The following is a 19055-nucleotide window of genomic DNA, read 5'->3' as shown; positions in this document are numbered from 1 at the left end:
TTTGTGTTTTCAATGCGCTAGATAATGGTGTTTTTTTAACCCCATAATGCAGCTATCATGAAAATAACAATAAACATGATAACCATTACCCTGAATAAGTAAGACAACTTTCCGGTGCCGCCTTTTGGCGCTTGGTTACAGCATCCCATTGTGTTTCTCCATCGTTTCATTTCGATATGGCGTTAATGTACTCCTTGACCTTAGGGGAAAGTCAAACCTTTACCTAAAGGTTCTAATTTATCGCTATAAGTGTTTATTTATCCGACATATCACTCGTTTATATCCCATGGAAATAAAGCGTGTTGTTTTCAGCTCATTTTCGGATAAATACATACCGTTTTTCGCTATATACCCACTATTTATGAGGAATCTACAATACGCGAGTCTTACTTGTAGCACGCTACTTTTACAACCTAGAAGTTGTGCGCTCATCCATTAAAGGTATCGAATGAGCAATATCGTTAAATCCGCCGTTAAATTGAGTGTTTTCTCTATCATCATGATTACCGTAACTTCGGTCGACAGCATAAGGAACATTCCTGGGGCGGCTTTGTTTGGTAGCCATGCCATTTCTTTGTTCTTACTTGCTGGACTCTGTTTTTTTGTCCCTACAGCGCTAGTGTGTGCTGAGCTAAGTACCACTTATCCAGAGCAAGGTGGTGTATATCTTTGGGGCAAAGAAACACTAGGGCCAAACTTTGGCTTTGCCACCGTGTGGTATCAATACGCTGAAAATATTGTTTACTATCCACCTTTAATTTCATTCATTGTTGCAACGGGGGCCTACCCTTTTTTCCCAGACCTGGCGCAAAACAACATGTTTATGTTGGTGATGATTAATGTGATTTTTTGGGCGTTAACTTTAGTTAATATCTTTGGCTTGCGCCTCTCTTCCCTGATTACAAATGTATTCGGCACCCTGGGTTTGATATTTCCGATTCTATTGATTATCGGATTAGGCGGGTACTGGGCGTATACCCATCCTGGTGAGTCTCATATCTCGCTTCGCCACGTATCTGACTGGTTGCCGGACCTTTCTCAAGATGGGATCGGAGCGGGTTTTACTGCGGTAGTTCTGTCACTTACAGGCCTTGAAATCACGACCTCTTATGCAAGCGAAGTCGAAAATCCGCAAAAAGCCTATCCCAAAGCTCTGCTGATCTCCACAATCTTAATCTTGGTTTCTCTGACGGCTTGCTCACTATCTATTTCTTCGGTCGTCTCAAGTGACCATTCTAGTTTGAGTGAAGGAGTGATACTTGCCTTCAAAGCTTTTTTTGATGATCTGCACCTCTCATTCCTGCTGCCTGTCATTGCCCTTGCTATTGTTTTTGGCACGCTTGCAAGCCTGAATAACTGGATAATCGCCCCAACTAAAAGTCTGCATGTTGCCGCAAAAGATAGTTTCATGCCGATGTCGCTCGCCAAAGAAAACCGCAACCAAGCCCCCGTCTCATTGTTGCTCTTGCAAGGCGCGATTGTTAGCGTGCTCTCTTTGGTTTTCATTTTTGTTCCTAACGTCAATCAAGGCATGTGGTTATTGAATATCCTGATGACTCAGCTCTATATGGTGATGTACATCTGTATTTTTGTTAGCTTTTTGGTCTCACGCTACAAACACGCAGATATTGAGCGCCCATTTCGAGTTGCGGGCGGAAAAATAGGAATGTGTTTAGTGGCAGGATTAGGCTTGATGAGTTGCTTGGTGACGATTGTTGTATCTTTTGACGTACCAGCAGGAATTAGCGCAAAAACTGGGGCATATGCACTGATATTAGGGTTTATCACATTTAGCCTCCCAGCGTTCGCCGCCGTGATGTATCGCAATCGAAAACATCGTCAACAAAGCAAAATGCTTGAGGTACTAGTAAGTTAACTATTGGATTGACATTAAAAAGCCGCAGCAATTTCTCGCTACGGCTTTTTATTTGGCATCACAAGTTGTGTTAGTTATCCGTGTCCTACAGTCTTGGATAACAGGTTAACAATCATCACACCAGTGAGGATAAACCCAATGCCAACAAGCGCCGGCAAATCTAGCCGCTGTCCATAAACAAAGTAGCCAACCGTCGCAACTAAAACAATACCCGCCCCACTCCATATGGCGTAAACAACCCCAACAGGCATCGTTTTTACCGTGACGGAAAGCAAGAAGAAAGCAATGCCGTAACCAATCAGAACGACTGTGCTCGGCATCATTTTCGTAAATTGCTCTGTTTTGGGAATATAGGAAGTGGCAATCACTTCACATACAATCGCGATCGACAGCGCCAACATTGGCGGCATAGAGACAAGCATTTTGAACATAAGGCATTAACGCTCAACAGAAATGTAACCGACAACACGTCCGGATAATTAGGTCGCGCATTATACCCAACTCATCTCTCGATGGAATACCTCTGACTCAAGCGGCTTCAAAATGCAGGATTCACAGCGTGATCACTTGAATATAGAGACATTCACACGCCATCGCTTTCACTCACTTCTTGATGAGTAAGCGACAAGCCTGCTTTTTGGTGCTGCCGAGCAATTTCAAAGTAGATGTGCATATCAATTGGCTCTGGTGTATTGAGCAGCATCTTGCCCACTTCTCGTTGAAAGTGACCATAATTACCTAACTCATCCGTCAGCCCTAGCTGCTCGTAAGAAGCTTCATTGGCAAACATTCCATAGGCATACTGATAATGACTTAGATCCTTGCTCTTATCATAACCAAGCTCTTGAAGGGCTTGATCAATTTCTTTCGGCGTATAAGTGTCTTTATCGCCAAACAAGCGCAATAGTACGCTAGGAACCTCTTGAGCGATGCTCTGAATTTTTGTCTTTCTTTTAAAAATACCGAACATAATGTCCTCCACTGACGATGTTTCCAAATACACACTTTAATGCATATTGGTGAGCTGATTGTTTTTAGTATGGCTCATTAATCTGAGACTTCCTTACAACGAAGTCACTTTCGCATATTAACGTGATCACATAATTACCAGCAAATAGTACGACCAGCGTTTCAAACATTCCTCATCAGAAACTCCGCTCTAGTCACAATTGTGTGACAGCTTCGAGCTCGGTTTACCATAATGTAAAGAGTAGATTGAAAAGTCATATTTCGTATCGACATCTAAACTTAATTAAGTTAGCTTTAGAAGTATAGACGTCTAGATTGACTATACTTAGGGAGAGAAAGTCGTGCCAATTAGAATTCCAGATCAACTACCAGCTACCGATGTGCTAAGGACAGAGAACATCTTCGTAATGAGTGAAACGCGTGCTGCGAGTCAGGAAATACGTCCTTTACGAGTGCTGATCCTGAATCTGATGCCCAAAAAAATAGAAACTGAAACTCAGTTTTTGCGTCTACTCTCAAACAGCCCATTACAAGTCAATGTCGAGTTGTTACGCATTGATAACCGCCCAAGCAAAAATACGCCAACCGAACATTTGGATACTTTTTATCGTCAATTTGAAATGGTGAGAGATAAAAATTTCGATGGCATGATCATTACTGGTGCCCCACTAGGTTTGGTTCAATTTGAAGATGTCATTTATTGGGACCACCTAAAAACCATCATGGAATGGGCAAAAGATCATGTGACATCGACTCTTTATGTCTGCTGGGCAGCACAAGCAGGACTGAAGTTGCTCTACGATCTACCTAAAAAAACGCGTAAAGAGAAACTTTCAGGCGTGTACCATCACCAGATTCATCATCAATTCCATCCTATGTTACGTGGGTTTGATGACACATTTTTAGCGCCTCATTCACGCTATGCCGACTTTTCACCTCACTTTTTAGAAGAACATACCGACTTAGACATCCTAGCCACATCGGATGTTGCAGGTGTTTATTTAGCTACAACAAAAGACAAGAGAAATGTGTTTGTTACTGGGCATCCTGAATACGATTCGCATACCTTACATAACGAATATATCCGCGATTTAAGCGAAGGCATGGAACCAGCCATTCCCGTCAACTACTATCCAAACAACAATCCTGATAATCCACCAATTGCCAGTTGGAGAAGTCATGGACATCTCCTCTTTTTAAACTGGCTGAACTACTGCGTTTACCAGCAAACACCTTATGATCTTGATCACTTCAGTGAAGACGCTTTTACTAAAGACGATTAACCTCAAAGCACGCAAACAAAGCGCTTATGACGCCTAAATGTAATATGTGAACCAAGCCGCCATATGGCGGCTTTTTCATACCAGTTTGCAAACCTGATCGCATAGTGTTTTTTCCTCAATAGGCTTTTGCTACGTAATTCATATCATGCTGGGAGATTCAGGGATGTAGGGACAAAGAATGAAAACAACAAAGCTCGGTGCACTACTATTAATCTCTCAGTTTGCACTTGTGGGCTGCGTGACGGTGAAAGAAGATGGTAGCCCTGTCGTTAAAGCCGATCCTGTAGCAATGGCAGAATCACGTATCGCACTTGGCCTAGGTTATTTAGAAGGCGGCAATATGATTCGCGCGCATGATAACTTGCAACAAGCCTTAACCCACGCACCTCAATACTATCGTGCTCAGTTATCGATGGCTCACTACTATGAAACGGTTGGTGAAGATGCTAAAGCCGAGCAAATGTATAAACGCTCTCTACGCCAACACACCAAAAACGGTAACGTGCTCAATAACTACGGCACCTTTCTTTGCAAGCGGGGTGACTTCGAGAAAGCCGATCAAATGTTTAATCGAGCGATTGAGCAACCTTATTACTATCTCATTCCGGCCAGTTATGAAAACGCCGCATTTTGCGCGTTGAAGTCACAAGATAAAGACAAAGCGAAATACTACTTCGCCCGAGCTATTGATCATGACCCTCATAGGCCAAAATCTATTTTGCAGCTAGCCAAGCTAGAAATTGATAGCGGCAATTACACTGAAGCCAGAATTCGATTAATGAGATTTAATCAAATGTATGGCATTAAGAAACCCTCTTTACAGCTCATGATTCAACTTGAACGTGCAGCAGGTAATGAAGCACTCGAGAAAAAATATCAAAAGCAATTGGAGAGATTTTCTTAACACGACATCATGATAAAGAAGGTGTACTCGCTCACAGACACTACTGAACTTGACTAAGAATCCAGTGAATTCAAACCCACGGTGAAACATTCATCCTGTACATAAACTTCAAATTCGGTACTATTTGAACGGAATAAGTGACCAAGTCACATTATAAAAGTGCGCTAGTAAAACGAAATTTGTACATCATACTGTTTCTACTATTGATTTGGGGCGCATTGATAAATGCTAAATATTACTGACATGCACCAGAAGGAAGTTGAAGCCGGATGAAACCTGCCTGCACTCTGTTATCACTCACTTTGCTGAGTTCGCCTTTTGTCGTCAGTGCACAAGAAAATATTGAAAAAACATTCACGTTTGGCATTGTTTCCAATAAAGCTCAAAGCAAAATCAAAAAGTCGACGCCTTTTACGCAGTACGTGACCAATGGTTTGGCCGGATACGGATACACCAAGGGTGCTGTAAAAGTATTTAAAAATTATCGCCAGCTCGCGGTGGCACTAAAAAATGGCACCGTTCAAATTGCAACAGCCACCCCCTTCAATGCAATGACCCTCGAGGCAGAGTCTGGCAGCCAAGCCATTGCCATACGCTGGAAAAAAGGTTTACAAAAATATCATACGGTATTCTTTACCCACAAAGAGAGTGGTATCGAGTCGATTTCTGACCTGCGCGGAAAAACACTTGTTTTTGAAAAGCGTACATCCACCAGCAGCTATTACTTACCCGCTATTACACTGCTTAATCAAGGGGAGAAATTAGAATACCTCCCCTCCTCCGATGACAAACCAGCCAAAGACAGTATTGGATATTTATTCCTTGACGAGCACTTGGCTCAATCAAATGAAATCAACCTTTCAGTATGGGTGTATAAGCAGAGAGTCGCAGCAGGAGCGTTCAGCAATTTCAATTGGAGCAACCCTAAAGATCTTCCAGAAAGCATGAAAGACAAACTAACGATTTTCGCTCGCTCGGTAGAAATACCTAGAGACTTAATTCTCGCCTCTCCGACCTTAAGCCAAGATCAGCAACATAAAATCACGTCAATATTGCTCGGTATGGAGGCATCTCAGCAAGGTGCTTTAGCACTTAAACAGTTCCAAAACACGAAAAAGATCACCGCTCTAACGCCAGAAATGTCCGCGTCCTTAAATACCGTTCGAACATCTATTCACTTGTTACCGAAGGTGGATTGATGTTCCACAAACTCTCACTCGAAACTAAATACATTTGCTCGACCATTTTTGTTGTCCTGTTTGTCGTAGTGATAAACCTCGCACTATACATGCATGGTTACGATACGTATTCAAATAACTTAACCCGCCAAATCACCGAGAACTCACAAGAAAAAACAGAGTCTTACGTCAAGCAAAAAGGATTGGTTTACGCAGAGTTATTATCAAAACAACTTTTTGACCCACTCTATACGGATAATATCAGCCAAGCGTACGAGCAAATTAAAGCGACATTAAGCCAACCAGATGTCTCGAAGATACACGTTGTTGATAATGAAGGGCTAATCTTTCACGACGGTACGACTCAGCTGAGTATGTTTGCCCAGCCTCATTACCGTTCTCGCTTTATTTTAAAAGCAATAGAAGAGTCTAGAATTCTCATTTCTTTTTCTAAACATCAATTAGAAATTGCGGCACCGATTCAGCAATCGAATATCACACTGGGCGCGGTGTATCTTGAACTCAACCTAGCACATCTATTAGAAGAGAGAGAACAAAACATTGCGCAAGTACAAGCGCTTACCTCAAACGATAAGCAAAAGATGTTTAACTTGCTGCTCACGATCAGTGCGATATCTGTTCTGCTCGGAAGTGCCATCGCGTATGCTTTGGGTCGCTCATTAATAAAACCACTCAAACAACTTAAAGAACAATTTACAGAGTCAAATACTCAAGCACTGCCAATCACTGATATAAAAAGTAAAGATGAAGTGGGTGATCTTATTTCGGCGTATAACAAAATGTCGAACAAAGTGAACCGATACACAAGCCGGGTGGAGTTCATGGCGTATCACGACATTCTTACCTCCCTGCCTAACCGAGAAAAGTTGCTCATTGATATCCAAAAGCAAATAACGAACCGCAGATCTCCCTCACTCGCGGTTGTTTTTATTGATCTGGATGACTTTAAACATATTAACGATAACTACGGGCATAGCATCGGAGATAAATTGCTAGGTCATCTCGCCTCAGAACTTCAAGGTCGTTTGCCGAGTTACTTCCAGCCTCTTTACCGTCTTTCAACCATCGTAAGCCGAGTCGGCGCTGACGAATTTGTGCTGGTCTTTCCAAGCAAAGACAGCCTCCACGCTAGAGAAAAAGCGGACGATATTCATCGCCAATTGCTTTCTCCTTTTAACTTGGAAGAGAACGATATTCAAATTACGGCAAGCCTTGGAGTAGCGGTGTATCCGGAATTTGGCTCAAACGCAGAGTCTCTTTTACAACTCTCCTCACTGGCGGCGCAAGAATCTAAACGACGCGGCAAAGATATCATGACGATATACGATTCCGCGTTTGATGAGACAGTGAAGCAGCGCTTATACATAGAAAAAGAACTGCGCCGCTCAATACGTGATTTATCTCAGTTCGAGCTTTGGTATCAACCCCAGTTCGACCTCAACACCTACCAGTTGATTGGTGTCGAAGCATTGGTTAGATGGAATCATCCGGAGAAGGGTTATATCAGCCCAGAATTATTTATCCCGATTGCAGAACAAAGTGACTTAATTTTAGAGCTTGGTGAATACCTCATCGAGACGGCGATTAGCCAGCGAGCACAATGGGCGAATCATTTCGCTGCTGATTTTCATATCGCATTAAATTTGTCTCCTAGGCAGATCTACCGCCAAGATTTAAGTCAGCTCTTTTCGAAATATTTACAACAATATCAAGTCCCCCCTCAAACCATTCATGTTGAAGTGACAGAGTCTCTGTTTATTGATGATATTGAGAAAGCGCAGTACGTGCTCAGAAAATTACAAGCTAACGGCGTAGAAGTGTGGCTAGATGATTTTGGAACTGGGTACTCAGCCCTCGCCTACCTACAACAAATGTCGTTTGATGGGCTTAAAATTGACCGTTCATTTATCGCTCAAATCCAAAAAAATGAACAAGATGATTCATTAGTCCGTGCGATTATATCCATGGCTCATAACCTAAGAATGAGAGTGGTAGCTGAAGGCATAGAAACCCAGACCCAACTAACAAGGATGGAATCACTTCACTGCGACGTTGTGCAAGGCTTTTTCTTGGGTAGACCGGTGCCGGCAGAAGAAATCATAGAGTTTGAGCAACAACGCCAAGCAATAGATGACTCAACCGCAAGCAACTATGCTTAACTGAAATAATTTATCGCGTCCATTGAATTAAAGGGGATTCGTTCTGCAATATTGGTCACACTTCGCCATCTCGCCAGTATGAATTTCCTCTTAAAATCTAACATTTGAGATAGGTAAACTACACTTTTCATATCAACTCTTTGGATATGGAAACGCGTGTGGTCGGGATATTTGCTTGGAACAACCTGTCTGTGAAGCAGAAACTTTTTGGATTGGTCCTACTACCAATCTTATTGTTATTGCTTCTGGCGGGCAAACATGTACAAAACCTCTCTATCCAAGCTCAAGAACTTCAAAAAGCACAACTCTTCTCCCAATATATAGATCGTGTTTCCTCACTGTATTATTTGACGAGCGAGCCAAGAGTCGCGAATAACGCTCAAGAAACCCGCCAGCTCGTTCAAACTTTACAAGATACGGCTTCGCCTGTTTTTGGTGACAATACCGATATATTAAATCAGCTCACGAATTTCGAAGAAGCAACACTGTCAATGCTCTCGTCCAATAATGCAGAAGATAAGTTAGATGCTGCTGAGTGGCGTGCCGACACATTCAAAGAGATTCTTTTGAGTTTGGATAGACTCTATTTCAGCCATGTAAGTTATGAAACCAACACTCACCTCTCCTCATTGATGCAGCTTGAGTGGTTAATGTTTTGGTCAACAGAAGAGCATAGACTCAGCAAATACTTAGTGGAATCCACAGAACAGGGGCAGATTTACGATCCAGCTATCCAAGCCAGTATTCAATCATTAATCCAGAACCAACAACTGCTGTTCGAACGTTTTGTCACACTTAATGCGAATAAGCAGCAAGTCCATCTTCTCATCGAAACCTTTACCGATAATGTGTTTGTTAAAAGCCAAGCATTTCGAGCCAATTTGTTGCAGCCATCAAACCTTAGCGTGTTGACCCCTGCTCAAATAGATGACGGGTTGTCTGCGCTTTATAAACGCTTAAGTTTATTACGTAACGTTGATGACCAGATGGAACGACAACTTATTGAGGATATAACCAAGACGATCAGTGAAACAACACAGCACCGCATTGGCTTCATTGCGCTAATGAGCCTCGTGACATTGCTGGTTGTGAGTTTGACACTGAGGTTAGTGCGTAAGGTCACTGGCAACTTGAATTTAGTCCTCGAATTCCTAAGTCGAGACACTTACGAAGAGGACAACAATGAAAACTCACCACTGACAGAGTTGACCAAAGGGAAAGATGAGCTCAGTAAGTTTGCTAAAGAGGTAAAAAAACTGAGTTATGAACGTGAGCAGTCAAGACAAAAGTTAACCCAAGCCAAAGAAGATGCTGAAAAGGCGAAAGATGATGCCATCGAGGCAAGCAAAGCCAAAAGTAGCTTTCTGGCGAATATGTCTCATGAGATTCGAACCCCTTTAAACGGCGTTATTGGCATTTCAGAAGTTTTGTCAGACACGCCGCTAACGGCGACACAGCGTGATTATGTTGACACGATAGAAACCTCCTCGCAATTACTGTTGAGCTTAATAAATGACGTTCTGGACTTCTCTAAAATTGAATCTGGTATGTTGCTTATCAGCCCTCATTCAACCTGTGTTCGTGAATCCATCTACGATATTGCTTCTATTATTTCCCCGAAAGCGAAAGAAAAAGGCATCGATGTTCAAGTCAGCATCAGCCGCAATACGCCCTATCACGTTATGTTGGATGATCACCGTATACGCCAAATTATCATGAACTTCATGTCCAATGCCGTAAAGTTCACCGAACAAGGCTGCGTTGAACTCTCTGTCATCACTAGAGAAATCAAAAATGGTGAAGCGAGTATCGAGTTTTCAGTCAAAGACTCAGGGATCGGTATTGATGAGCAGCAACAAAAGAAGATATTTGCTCCTTTCGCCCAAGAAGATAACTCCACCACCCGACAGTTTGGAGGGACAGGGCTCGGGCTTGCAATTAGCACGCAGCTGGTAGAGTTGATGGGCGGTGAGATTCAGCTTGAATCCGAGAAAGGCAAAGGTAGCCGATTTTTCTTCGAACTTACGGCTCCAATTGTGACTCAAGAGTTCAATGGCTATCACTCCCTTAATCACAACGATATATGGATAGTTTGCAACAACCCTACTTTGGAGCAAAAGCTGCGTGACGAGTTGAGCTTTTTCCACATCAATGTTCAGCAATCAGTAAATACACTGGATGCTCTGCCAACGTGGATTGATAACGAGCGCATCATTGTTATCAACGTAGAAACTTCTCCAAATACCGCAGCCAAACATCTAGGTGAAATGAAAAGACTTTGCATGCAAAATGTTCGAGTTTGTCTTATTAAACACCTTCATAGCGCCCAACGTGATTTTGGTAACAGCATTAGTGCATTGGTCACTCAACCCCTCTTAGGACAGCGCTTAGTAAAAGCACTTGAAACTTGTGCTGCAAACTTCCCTCAAATAAACAAAGAGAACACGAGAACAACCAATGCTAAGACTTTCCCAAAAATCTTGGTGGTCGACGACAACACCGTCAATCAAAAAATCGCTGGATTACACGTCACAAAAGCGGGCTTCGACTTTGATATCGCCGTAAACGGAGAAGAAGCCGTAGATATGTTTCAACAGAATCAATACAGCTTAATCTTAATGGATTGCATGATGCCTGTGATGGATGGGTTTGAAGCAACCAGAATGATCCGTCAAATTGAAGCAAAAGAAAAACGGACGATCAGAATCCCAATTATCGCGCTAACAGCAAGTGTAGTCGATGATGACATTCAAAAGTGTTTTGATGTTGGAATGGATGATTATGTGCCCAAACCTTTTAAAGCGGGTTTGTTGAAAGAGAAATTAGATAAAGCCATTGGACTACGCATTTCCAATATTGTTTCTGATGAAAAGCGACTGGCAACAAACACCACTCACACTCCTGAAAAAACCTCGCATGCTGAACAATCAGAAGCGACCGTGACGCCTATTCGCTCAGAACGGATTTTGCTCGTCGAAGATAACAGAGTAAATCAAAAAGTCGCTTCGCTGCTTTTATCCAAAGCTGGTTATCAATTTGAAGTGGCCGAAAACGGACAGGTTGCGGTCGAAATGTTCCAAAAAGATGGTGGGTTCGACATCATTTTGATGGACTGCATGATGCCGATCATGGATGGGTTCGAAGCCTCGCGACAAATACGCGCCTACGAAGCAAGTAAGGGTCTTCCGAAGACTCCCATCATCGCGCTAACGGCAAGTGTTGTGGATGATGACATTCAACGCTGCTTCGATTCAGGCATGGACGCTTATGTACCCAAGCCTGTTCGTAGAGAAAAGCTGTTGTACCAGATTGAAAATGCGATATAGGTAGCGATGATGAGCGGCGACATATCTCTCCTCTGTTTTCTTTTGCGCTGCATAAAACGCTACCTATTCATTGTTGTTTTCCTTCTACCCATAGATAGTCAAGTACTTGCTGCAGAGAGCTACGCTGTTTTCTCGTTTAATAGTGAGTTCTCGCCCCTGACCATCAATAAAGCGCGAAAGTTGTACAGAGGAAAAACGCAACTCTTACAAGGGCAGAGAATTGAGCTATCTGACTGGCCAGCGACATCAGCGGAGAGAGCGGAGTTCTATCGCTACCTTCTCAATAAAAACTTGGCGCAAATGAACGCGCACTGGGCGAGCTTGTCTTTTTCAGGCAAAGCGAGGCCACCCAAAGTGATTGCAAACTCTAGCATTGATGCGCTGATCACGTGGATGCAAGAAAAGCCCAATCGGATTGGTTATGCCCCTGCTTCGAGCGTGCCTGGAAATGCTCGTATTTTGTGTGTGGTGAGCTCGGAGGATTAATATGAAAAAATATTTGACCATGTTATCACTGAGTATTGTCGCCTTTCCGATCTTAGCCACCATTGAGTTATCAGATCACCTGTCTTTGAGTGGCTTTGGTTCGACATCTTGGTCTAAGTCCGATAACTCTACAACGGTTCTCGTCAACCGCTTTGTTCATGATGAAGCCTGCTACGATTGTGACACAACCTTCGGCCTGCAGCTTGATTACTTTTACAAGGCATTTCGAGCATCCGCACAAGTAGTCAAGCGTCCGCAAGATCATTGGAGCTCGCCCCAATTAGAGTGGGCATATTTAGCTTATACCTATAAAAATATAGAGATACGTGGGGGACGATTGAGGCTGCCGCTGTTTTTGATGTCTGAGTATAATTATGTCGGTCACGCTTTTACCCAAGCTCGACCACCAAATGAAGTGTATGACAGCATATTAGGCATCACCGCTTACAATGGTTTATCCATTCGCTGGAATCACGACCTCAATGAGCAAATCATGCTTACTGCAATGCCGTTTATAGGGTTTAAAGACAGCAGTGATGTCACCCTCAACGAAGACACTGAACTGAAGATCGAATCAGACAACACAGCCGGAATAAACTTAACACTCAGCGGAAATGCCTACCGTTTAAACTTATCTTATCTACATGGCGACTATGACCAAACTACGGTTCTCTCCAACACCAAGCAATCCACACCTGAAGGGGGAACCATGTTAATTGACCGTTTGGTTCTAAAAGAAAAAGGCAATACGATTGACCAGTTTTCTCTAGGAGTAAGGTATGAGCTTGATAACGTTGTGATAATGGCGGAAGGACAAACCAGCAACATTTCCTCCTCTTGGTACGCAACAACGAGTTACAACGTGAATAAATTGACCCCCTACATAGTTTACGGCCAGCAGTTTAATAGCAGTGATACAAAGAATGGGGACAGCTATCTGTTTGGGGTGAGATACGACCTAGATTATAACGTGTCACTGAATGCTGAATGGCAAAAGTTTAACGCCCACAATAACGATACTGGCGCGTTTTCATCGATACCAGAAGATAACAGCGCCAATCTTTACACCCTGATGTTAAATTTCGTTTTTTAACTTTTCTATACTGACACCGTATAAACCATGGGCATTTACCTTTGTTATCGTTGATACATGTTGTGCGTGATTTGACGCTCTTTGTAATAGAATTCTTTGTCATGTTCGCCTATCTCTCGCAATACACGACACGGGTTCCCTACCGCAACAACATTACTTGGTATATCTTTCGTTACCACGCTACCAGCACCAATTACGCTGTTTTCTCCAATCTTGACGCCAGGCAATACCACTGAGTTAGCGCCGATCCATACATTAGCACCAATATGAATAGGGATATTGAATTGCGCAACTTCTCTTCTGAGCTCCGGTTCAACCGGGTGTCCTGCCGTTGCTAGTGTCACATTGGGCCCAATCATGACACTATTGCCAATGTAGATATACGTATCATCGACTAGGGTTAAGTTAAAGTTTGCATACACGTTATCACCAACGTATGTATGCCTCCCCCAATTCGCTCGAAGCGGCGGCTCAAAATAGCAGTTGTCACCAACAGCGCCGAGCAAACGTCGTAATATTTCTGTACGCTTTTCAGATTCAGAAGGCCGAGTTTGATTGTAATCGTAAAGAACTTCTAAACACTGTGTTTGCTGCTCGACTAACGCTTCATCATTACAAAAATATATTTTCTGACTATGAAGCATTGATTCACTATCCATAATATCCTCCGTTCTATCTGCCCAGTAGCCTCAGGCTGCTGGAACACCTCGCAGTACGAGTTCCTGTCAAGATTGGCTAACAGAATGCATGATGTCGTTTTTTGCAATAAGTTTAATGACATGCTTGCGAGGCCTAACGCAAAATACCGAATAACTTGAAAGAAATATGTGAATCAGACGAGTAAATAACACAAAGCTCGATGCAGAGTTAGCTTTGTTTATCTCGTTTCATTTTCAAGCGCTTTTCTTTACGTCGTAACGCTCGGAAAAACTTCGACTCCTCGTGATACCAGCCGATAACACTAACCGGGAAGCCCACTAGCATCATGATAAAAAGATCCGCGGGCAGTTGCTCCAAAATATCACTCAGGGAGTGCAGCTCACCAAAAATGAATAAACCAATGACTTTACCAAGCAATAGTGCGCAACAAATCATAAAAAAAGACTTCATGATGTAATGCCATTTGCCTTTTTTACGCTCTTCTCGCCAATAGGCATATTTATGTTGTCGGTCGTACATTCATCCCCCAAGTGACAATGTCACTAGCCACAAACATTCAGGCAAAGTAACAGGCTTTAGCTGCACTCTAATGATAGTGTGAATTAGAAGCGAATGCTTGTCATGGCAATGAGAAAGCTGCACATCATGCTGCGCATTTTACGACTTTATGGACGCTAGCATGATCGCGCAATACAGGGAGATATCAGCTTGTTAATCACGGAGTGAGTTAATGTTTTCGGAACACCCAAATTGGACCAATAAGAAGAAACTGCAAATCTTCGAAAAAAGACGGTTTCTTCCCTTCTATTTTGTGACCAATGAACTGCAAGATCCACAGTACACCGAATAGGAGCATCGAAATATGCAGTACGGGCAGCGCCAATACCTCCAAAGACCATATCAGGCCGATGCACGCTAATGTATACCCTAACATCATCATAAAGACGCTGAGAGACAAACGAAAATAGAAAACCCATACGGGTATGACAGCAATCCAGACCCAGTTAAACTCGAAACCCAAGATGGAGATTTGAGGAATTGACCAAATTAGACCGACCACAGATAGGTAAATACCCGGAACTGCGATTGTGTGAATCTTTTGGTTGATGGGGTTTTGATGGCTCTCCCCATATTCTTTTAGCCATTCAGATAATGCTCGCATATCATTCCTACTTTTCCGCCTACTTATTCTTATATAGCTTGAGGATGGAAAAGGTGCGAATTTTTCTGTAATAGCTATTACTGACCAAGCAATGCTCGTTGCACTTTTGGTAGTTTGGCAACGACGAGAGTATAAGAGCGTTCACATAAATCCTGAATCAATCCATCTTCCACATCACCATTAAAATAAACCGTTATCCAGTGACGCTTATTTAGGTGATAACCAGGAGTGATGTCCGTAAACTGCGATGTTAAGACTTCTCCATCTTCTGGTTTTACTTTTACGCTGACATACTCCCGACCGTTTCTCTCTGCAATAATCGCAAACATTTTACCTTTGATTTTGTATACAAGCGCTTCTGGCCCAAATGGGAAATCACTCTCCGCACACATAAAGGTACTTAAATAACCTTCTAACTCTTTGCTTCTCATTCCGTCCCACCCTTCCTGTATCTTTTACTCAAACAAAGGCAATAGTAGTCTTAACGCCTGGTTAACCTGCGCTTTCTCATTGCCTTCTAAACCATGTAGCAGCGATTGCTGAACGTCCACATGCTCTAAGATCAACTTGTCAATTAAGGTTAAGCCCTTTTCAGTTAACTCAACGGTGACACTGCGTCTATCTTCTTTACTGTGTGTTCTGGTAATAAAGCCTTTCTTCTCGAGTTTATCTAATCGGTTCGTCATCGCGCCCGAAGTGAGCATCATCGAATCAATTAGCGCTGAGGGAGTAAGGCAATATGGTGAACCTGCTCGGCGAAGTGTCGCCAACACATCAAATTCACCCATCTTAAGATCGTACTTCTTATGTAGGTCAGCGACCCGACACTCCATGTGCTTAGCAATTCGCATTAGCCGACCCATAATTGCCATCGGTTCAGTGTCGAGCTCTGGCTTCTCCTTAGCCCACTGCTCTACCACTCTATCAATTGCGTCCATGGTTTCTCTCCAAACGTCATTTAATTTTTATTTTAACATGAAGATACTTTACAAAAAGTAACCTTACCGATATCTTTACAATTAATTATCTCAACGTAAAGATATTTAACATGAACATTTTGCTTGCAATGATCCCGGCTTTTTTTTGGGGGACAACTTATGCTGTTACTCAGTTTACGCTTCCGGACTGGCCTCCCGTTTTACTTGGTGCGCTAAGAGCATTGCCTGCGGGTCTTTTGTTGCTCGCAATAAAGCCATCTTTCCCGAAAAAGAGTGAATGGAAAGTGCTGCTTGTTTTAGGAACTATCAACATCGCTTGCTTCTTTGGTCTCATTTTTGTCATGGCGTTGACGCTTCCTTCTGCGATCTCAGGTGTAGGTATGGTATCAGTGCCCGTTTTTGCGATGCTGTTTGGCTGGGCAGTCTATAAGCGCCAGCCAAGCGCAATACAGGCAATAAGTGGAGCGACTTTGATTGCTTTGGCTTGGTTCTTATTTGATCCTAGTTCTATTTCGCTCAACCCTATGGGTTTGCTGGCGATGATCTCCGCCATCATGTGTATTGTGGTAGGCAGTAGCGTAACGAAATCACTAGGAACGAAAATGCATTGGTGGACAGTATTAACATGGCAGCTCATTTTGGGTGGTGTGATTATGTCTGTCGCAACAAGCGTGCTAGCAATAAACAATCCAGAGCCATACGTTACAGCCATTCAAAACTTATCAATGACGAACACCCTTGGGCTGCTGTGGGTGATCATTCTGAACACTGCATTAGGCTACGGCATGTATGTTTGGCTATTGCAGCGTATGTCGGTCGTTGACTTTACTTTTGGTGGCATTGCCAACCCCGTTGCGGGCATTGTGTCAGGTTTGCTGCTATTAGGTGAGACTTTCACCCCTCTCCAATACAGCTTGATGCTAGGGATGATTGTTATGTCATTGCTCCCTCAATTGATCGCTTCATTAAAAACTAAAAAAGCCGCCCTTTCTTCCTAAGTAAAATCCTAACGCCCGATGCTAAAATCGGGCGTTCATATTCTCTGTAAACTCTGTTTGAATTCTAAGGCTTCAACAGGTTTTTTATGGAACAGTGAACCCAAAAAGGTTCAGCAATAAAAAAGGTGCCGAAAGACACCTTTAATAATGAATACGCCCCATTATGCCTTGCTTTAAGTCATCACAAGGTTGTTAATAGGCTCTGGTTTAGCGTAGACATACCCTTGAATAAGGTAAATAGAATGCTGAGCCAAATACGCGACTTGAGCCTCGCTCTCTACACCTTCTGCAATCATCTCACATTCCGCTTTCTTTGCAGCCGAGACAATAGAATCCAACACTTTCAATTTTTGGTCATCAGAGCCTATTGGGTCGATGAACATCTTATCCACTTTCAAGCATCGGATACCCAGATCTTGCAAATAAGAAAATCCGCCATACCCAGTCCCAAAATCGTCAATTTTGAACTTGTAGCCTTTATTCGCCAGATACAAAATCTCTTTTTTCGCTGCCTCTGTATCTTTTACAGGAATTCGCTCGGTCAACTCAAAATGCACTCTCTTCGGACATGGCCAATTCAGTTCTGACAGTAACTTAGTGAGTTCACCTGACTCTAAATGGGAAGAAACAATATTGATGCTGACCCACACATGCTCAGGTAACACACTAAGATCTTGAATGATTTTACGAATAAGCTGATTCGTCATTGGGACAATCAGACCACTTTCTTCTGCAGCGCCAATGAACATGTTTGGCGGCACCATACCATCACGGCGAGACCACCGAATCAGTGCTTCATACCCCACTGTTACACCATCACGGCTATCGACAATCGCTTGGTAATAAGGGACAAATTCCGCATTATTAATCCCATTCTGGATCAAGCCTTTGATAGACTTTCTCAAGCTCTTACTGGACACATATACAAACGCAAAAGCCAACCCCATAAGCACACTGACTAGGCCTCCCCATAGAAAGACTCTTTCCTGAACATAGCTCTTCAGTTTCTCGCCACTGTGTATTTTGATGAGCATATTGGCTTGAGAATCAGCCGAGAAGAATAACTCCTTTGAAACTGCCGCTTCTTCTGCTGCAATGGTTGGTTTTCCTCGACTTATTGTTAAATCTCCAAATACAGGCTCATCATATATAAACTCGACGAACAAACAGTCTTCACAAGGCGTTTTTATCACTTCTTTGACCCAACTATTATCGAGAACCCAGACAACTTCAACATGTTCATTTTCATAAATGACCATCCACTCAACTTGATCTTGGTGTTCCGGTAAAATAAGTGATGCAAAAAAGTTTTCGCCAAGCTGAAATCGTTGCGCATTGGATAAATGAGATACTTCGCGACCAATCGTGGAGCATGTTTTACCGTCATTCGTTTCCATCGCAATAAAACGGATGTAACGATTATAAAAACGTGGATCGCGTAATGTTCTAACATCACTATTACTGCACGTGAAATCTAACTGTGCAACCTGCTTTACAATCGCCTCATCCAAATACATGGATCGTTGGTGTAAATAATCGACATAGGTGTCTATTTTAGTCTCTTTGATATAGCTGATGTAAAAATTGGCTATTGAATTAAAAGCCACAACAAAAACTGCAATGGGAACTAGGCCAAGCAAAATGGCATTTCTTGTTATCTTTGTAATCAAAGCTCCTCCTAACGTTCAGCCAAACAACTTAAATTAAAGAGTGACATGAACACTATCTCACGTTCACACACCAAAAAGTGAGGATCGAATCTCAATAAGAAGTATAGAAGCGCAAGGCTTGCCACAGAAAATGAGAGTACTGCTGCATATCCAAGATAGCAACTCTCTTGAGTGAGACTTACCGACGATAATCGCGAGAAAAGAGGGGCTTATGCTCAACATAACCAATGTATAAAACGACTTTTTTGCCATCCAATGACTCGCCACAGTCACTAACTTTCTAATTGACCTTTGAAGGCACTAGCAACACACTGCATGATAAAATAGGAAAA

The 19055-nt window shown here is 42.7% G+C and carries 17 protein-coding genes; 9 read left to right on the top strand and 8 right to left on the bottom strand.

Annotated features, from left to right (window positions below; all coding sequences use genetic code 11):
- Positions 1-448 precede the first annotated feature (448 nt).
- On the top strand, positions 449-1876 hold the full coding sequence (locus tag ACZ5ZC_RS14690; protein WP_464932032.1) for an APC family permease: 1428 nt from the start codon (positions 449-451) through the stop codon (positions 1874-1876).
- 74 nt (positions 1877-1950) lie between these two features.
- Here the strand turns inward: ACZ5ZC_RS14690 and ACZ5ZC_RS14685 are convergent, their stop codons facing one another.
- On the bottom strand, positions 1951-2286 hold the full coding sequence (locus ACZ5ZC_RS14685; RefSeq protein WP_065646842.1) for a DMT family transporter: 336 nt from the start codon (positions 2284-2286) through the stop codon (positions 1951-1953).
- 173 nt (positions 2287-2459) lie between these two features.
- The gene (locus tag ACZ5ZC_RS14680; RefSeq protein WP_047008701.1) at positions 2460-2846 is read right to left on the bottom strand and encodes a DUF6559 family protein; all 387 of its coding nucleotides are present in this window, start codon (positions 2844-2846) and stop codon (positions 2460-2462) included.
- 340 nt (positions 2847-3186) lie between these two features.
- Here ACZ5ZC_RS14680 and metA point away from each other — a divergent pair, with 340 nt between their 5' ends.
- The 7 genes from metA to ACZ5ZC_RS14645 all read left to right on the top strand — a co-directional run bounded on the left by metA (position 3187) and on the right by ACZ5ZC_RS14645 (position 13295).
- Positions 3187-4128, top strand: coding sequence for a homoserine O-acetyltransferase MetA (gene metA / locus ACZ5ZC_RS14675; RefSeq protein ID WP_006741610.1), 942 nt, complete (start codon positions 3187-3189; stop codon positions 4126-4128).
- Positions 4129-4306: 178 nt separating this feature from the next.
- Positions 4307-5032: a type IV pilus biogenesis/stability protein PilW gene (pilW, locus tag ACZ5ZC_RS14670; protein ID WP_464932031.1), complete on the top strand. Its 726-nt coding sequence runs from the start codon at positions 4307-4309 to the stop codon at positions 5030-5032.
- Between the two features lie 269 nt (positions 5033-5301).
- A complete protein-coding gene (locus tag ACZ5ZC_RS14665; protein WP_114322401.1) occupies positions 5302-6231 on the top strand; it encodes a phosphate/phosphite/phosphonate ABC transporter substrate-binding protein in 930 nt (309 codons plus the stop codon).
- Positions 6231-8390, top strand: coding sequence for an EAL domain-containing protein (locus tag ACZ5ZC_RS14660; protein ID WP_464932030.1), 2160 nt, complete (start codon positions 6231-6233; stop codon positions 8388-8390). The genes ACZ5ZC_RS14665 and ACZ5ZC_RS14660 overlap by 1 nt, the downstream gene beginning before the upstream one ends.
- A gap of 158 nt (positions 8391-8548) precedes the next feature.
- Positions 8549-11716, top strand: a complete 3168-nt coding sequence (locus ACZ5ZC_RS14655; RefSeq protein WP_464932029.1) for a response regulator — start codon at positions 8549-8551, stop codon at positions 11714-11716.
- Between the two features lie 9 nt (positions 11717-11725).
- Positions 11726-12202 carry a hypothetical protein gene (locus ACZ5ZC_RS14650; protein ID WP_005393443.1) on the top strand — a complete coding sequence of 159 codons (477 nt, stop codon included), beginning with the start codon at positions 11726-11728 and terminating at the stop codon, positions 12200-12202.
- 1 nt (position 12203) lies between these two features.
- Entirely contained in the window at positions 12204-13295 is a 1092-nt protein-coding gene (locus tag ACZ5ZC_RS14645) for an outer membrane protein (protein WP_464932028.1), read from the top strand.
- A gap of 44 nt (positions 13296-13339) precedes the next feature.
- On the opposite strand, the gene ACZ5ZC_RS14640 is transcribed toward ACZ5ZC_RS14645, so the two are convergent.
- From ACZ5ZC_RS14640 to ACZ5ZC_RS14620, 5 genes are all read right to left on the bottom strand, one after another.
- Positions 13340-13954, bottom strand: a complete 615-nt coding sequence (locus ACZ5ZC_RS14640; protein WP_176320442.1) for a sugar O-acetyltransferase — start codon at positions 13952-13954, stop codon at positions 13340-13342.
- A gap of 208 nt (positions 13955-14162) precedes the next feature.
- Entirely contained in the window at positions 14163-14474 is a 312-nt protein-coding gene (locus ACZ5ZC_RS14635) for a hypothetical protein (RefSeq protein WP_046874879.1), read from the bottom strand.
- A 208-nt stretch (positions 14475-14682) separates the two neighbouring features.
- Positions 14683-15117 carry an Mpo1 family 2-hydroxy fatty acid dioxygenase gene (locus ACZ5ZC_RS14630; protein ID WP_012841889.1) on the bottom strand — a complete coding sequence of 145 codons (435 nt, stop codon included), beginning with the start codon at positions 15115-15117 and terminating at the stop codon, positions 14683-14685.
- Between the two features lie 77 nt (positions 15118-15194).
- Complete coding sequence (locus tag ACZ5ZC_RS14625; RefSeq protein WP_005393450.1) at positions 15195-15548, bottom strand: MmcQ/YjbR family DNA-binding protein; 354 nt, start codon at positions 15546-15548, stop codon at positions 15195-15197.
- A gap of 24 nt (positions 15549-15572) precedes the next feature.
- Positions 15573-16055, bottom strand: a complete 483-nt coding sequence (locus ACZ5ZC_RS14620) for a MarR family winged helix-turn-helix transcriptional regulator (protein ID WP_005393451.1) — start codon at positions 16053-16055, stop codon at positions 15573-15575.
- Positions 16056-16165: 110 nt separating this feature from the next.
- Here ACZ5ZC_RS14620 and ACZ5ZC_RS14615 point away from each other — a divergent pair, with 110 nt between their 5' ends.
- Entirely contained in the window at positions 16166-17053 is an 888-nt protein-coding gene (locus ACZ5ZC_RS14615; protein ID WP_005393452.1) for a DMT family transporter, read from the top strand.
- Positions 17054-17226: 173 nt separating this feature from the next.
- Here the strand turns inward: ACZ5ZC_RS14615 and ACZ5ZC_RS14610 are convergent, their stop codons facing one another.
- On the bottom strand, positions 17227-18723 hold the full coding sequence (locus ACZ5ZC_RS14610; RefSeq protein WP_464932027.1) for an EAL domain-containing protein: 1497 nt from the start codon (positions 18721-18723) through the stop codon (positions 17227-17229).
- Positions 18724-19055: the final 332 nt, after the last annotated feature.

This window comes from Vibrio sp. JCM 18905 (assembly GCF_055393305.1).
Note: the sequence above shows the minus strand (reverse complement) of the source record. Positions and strands in the feature narration are given on the sequence as shown.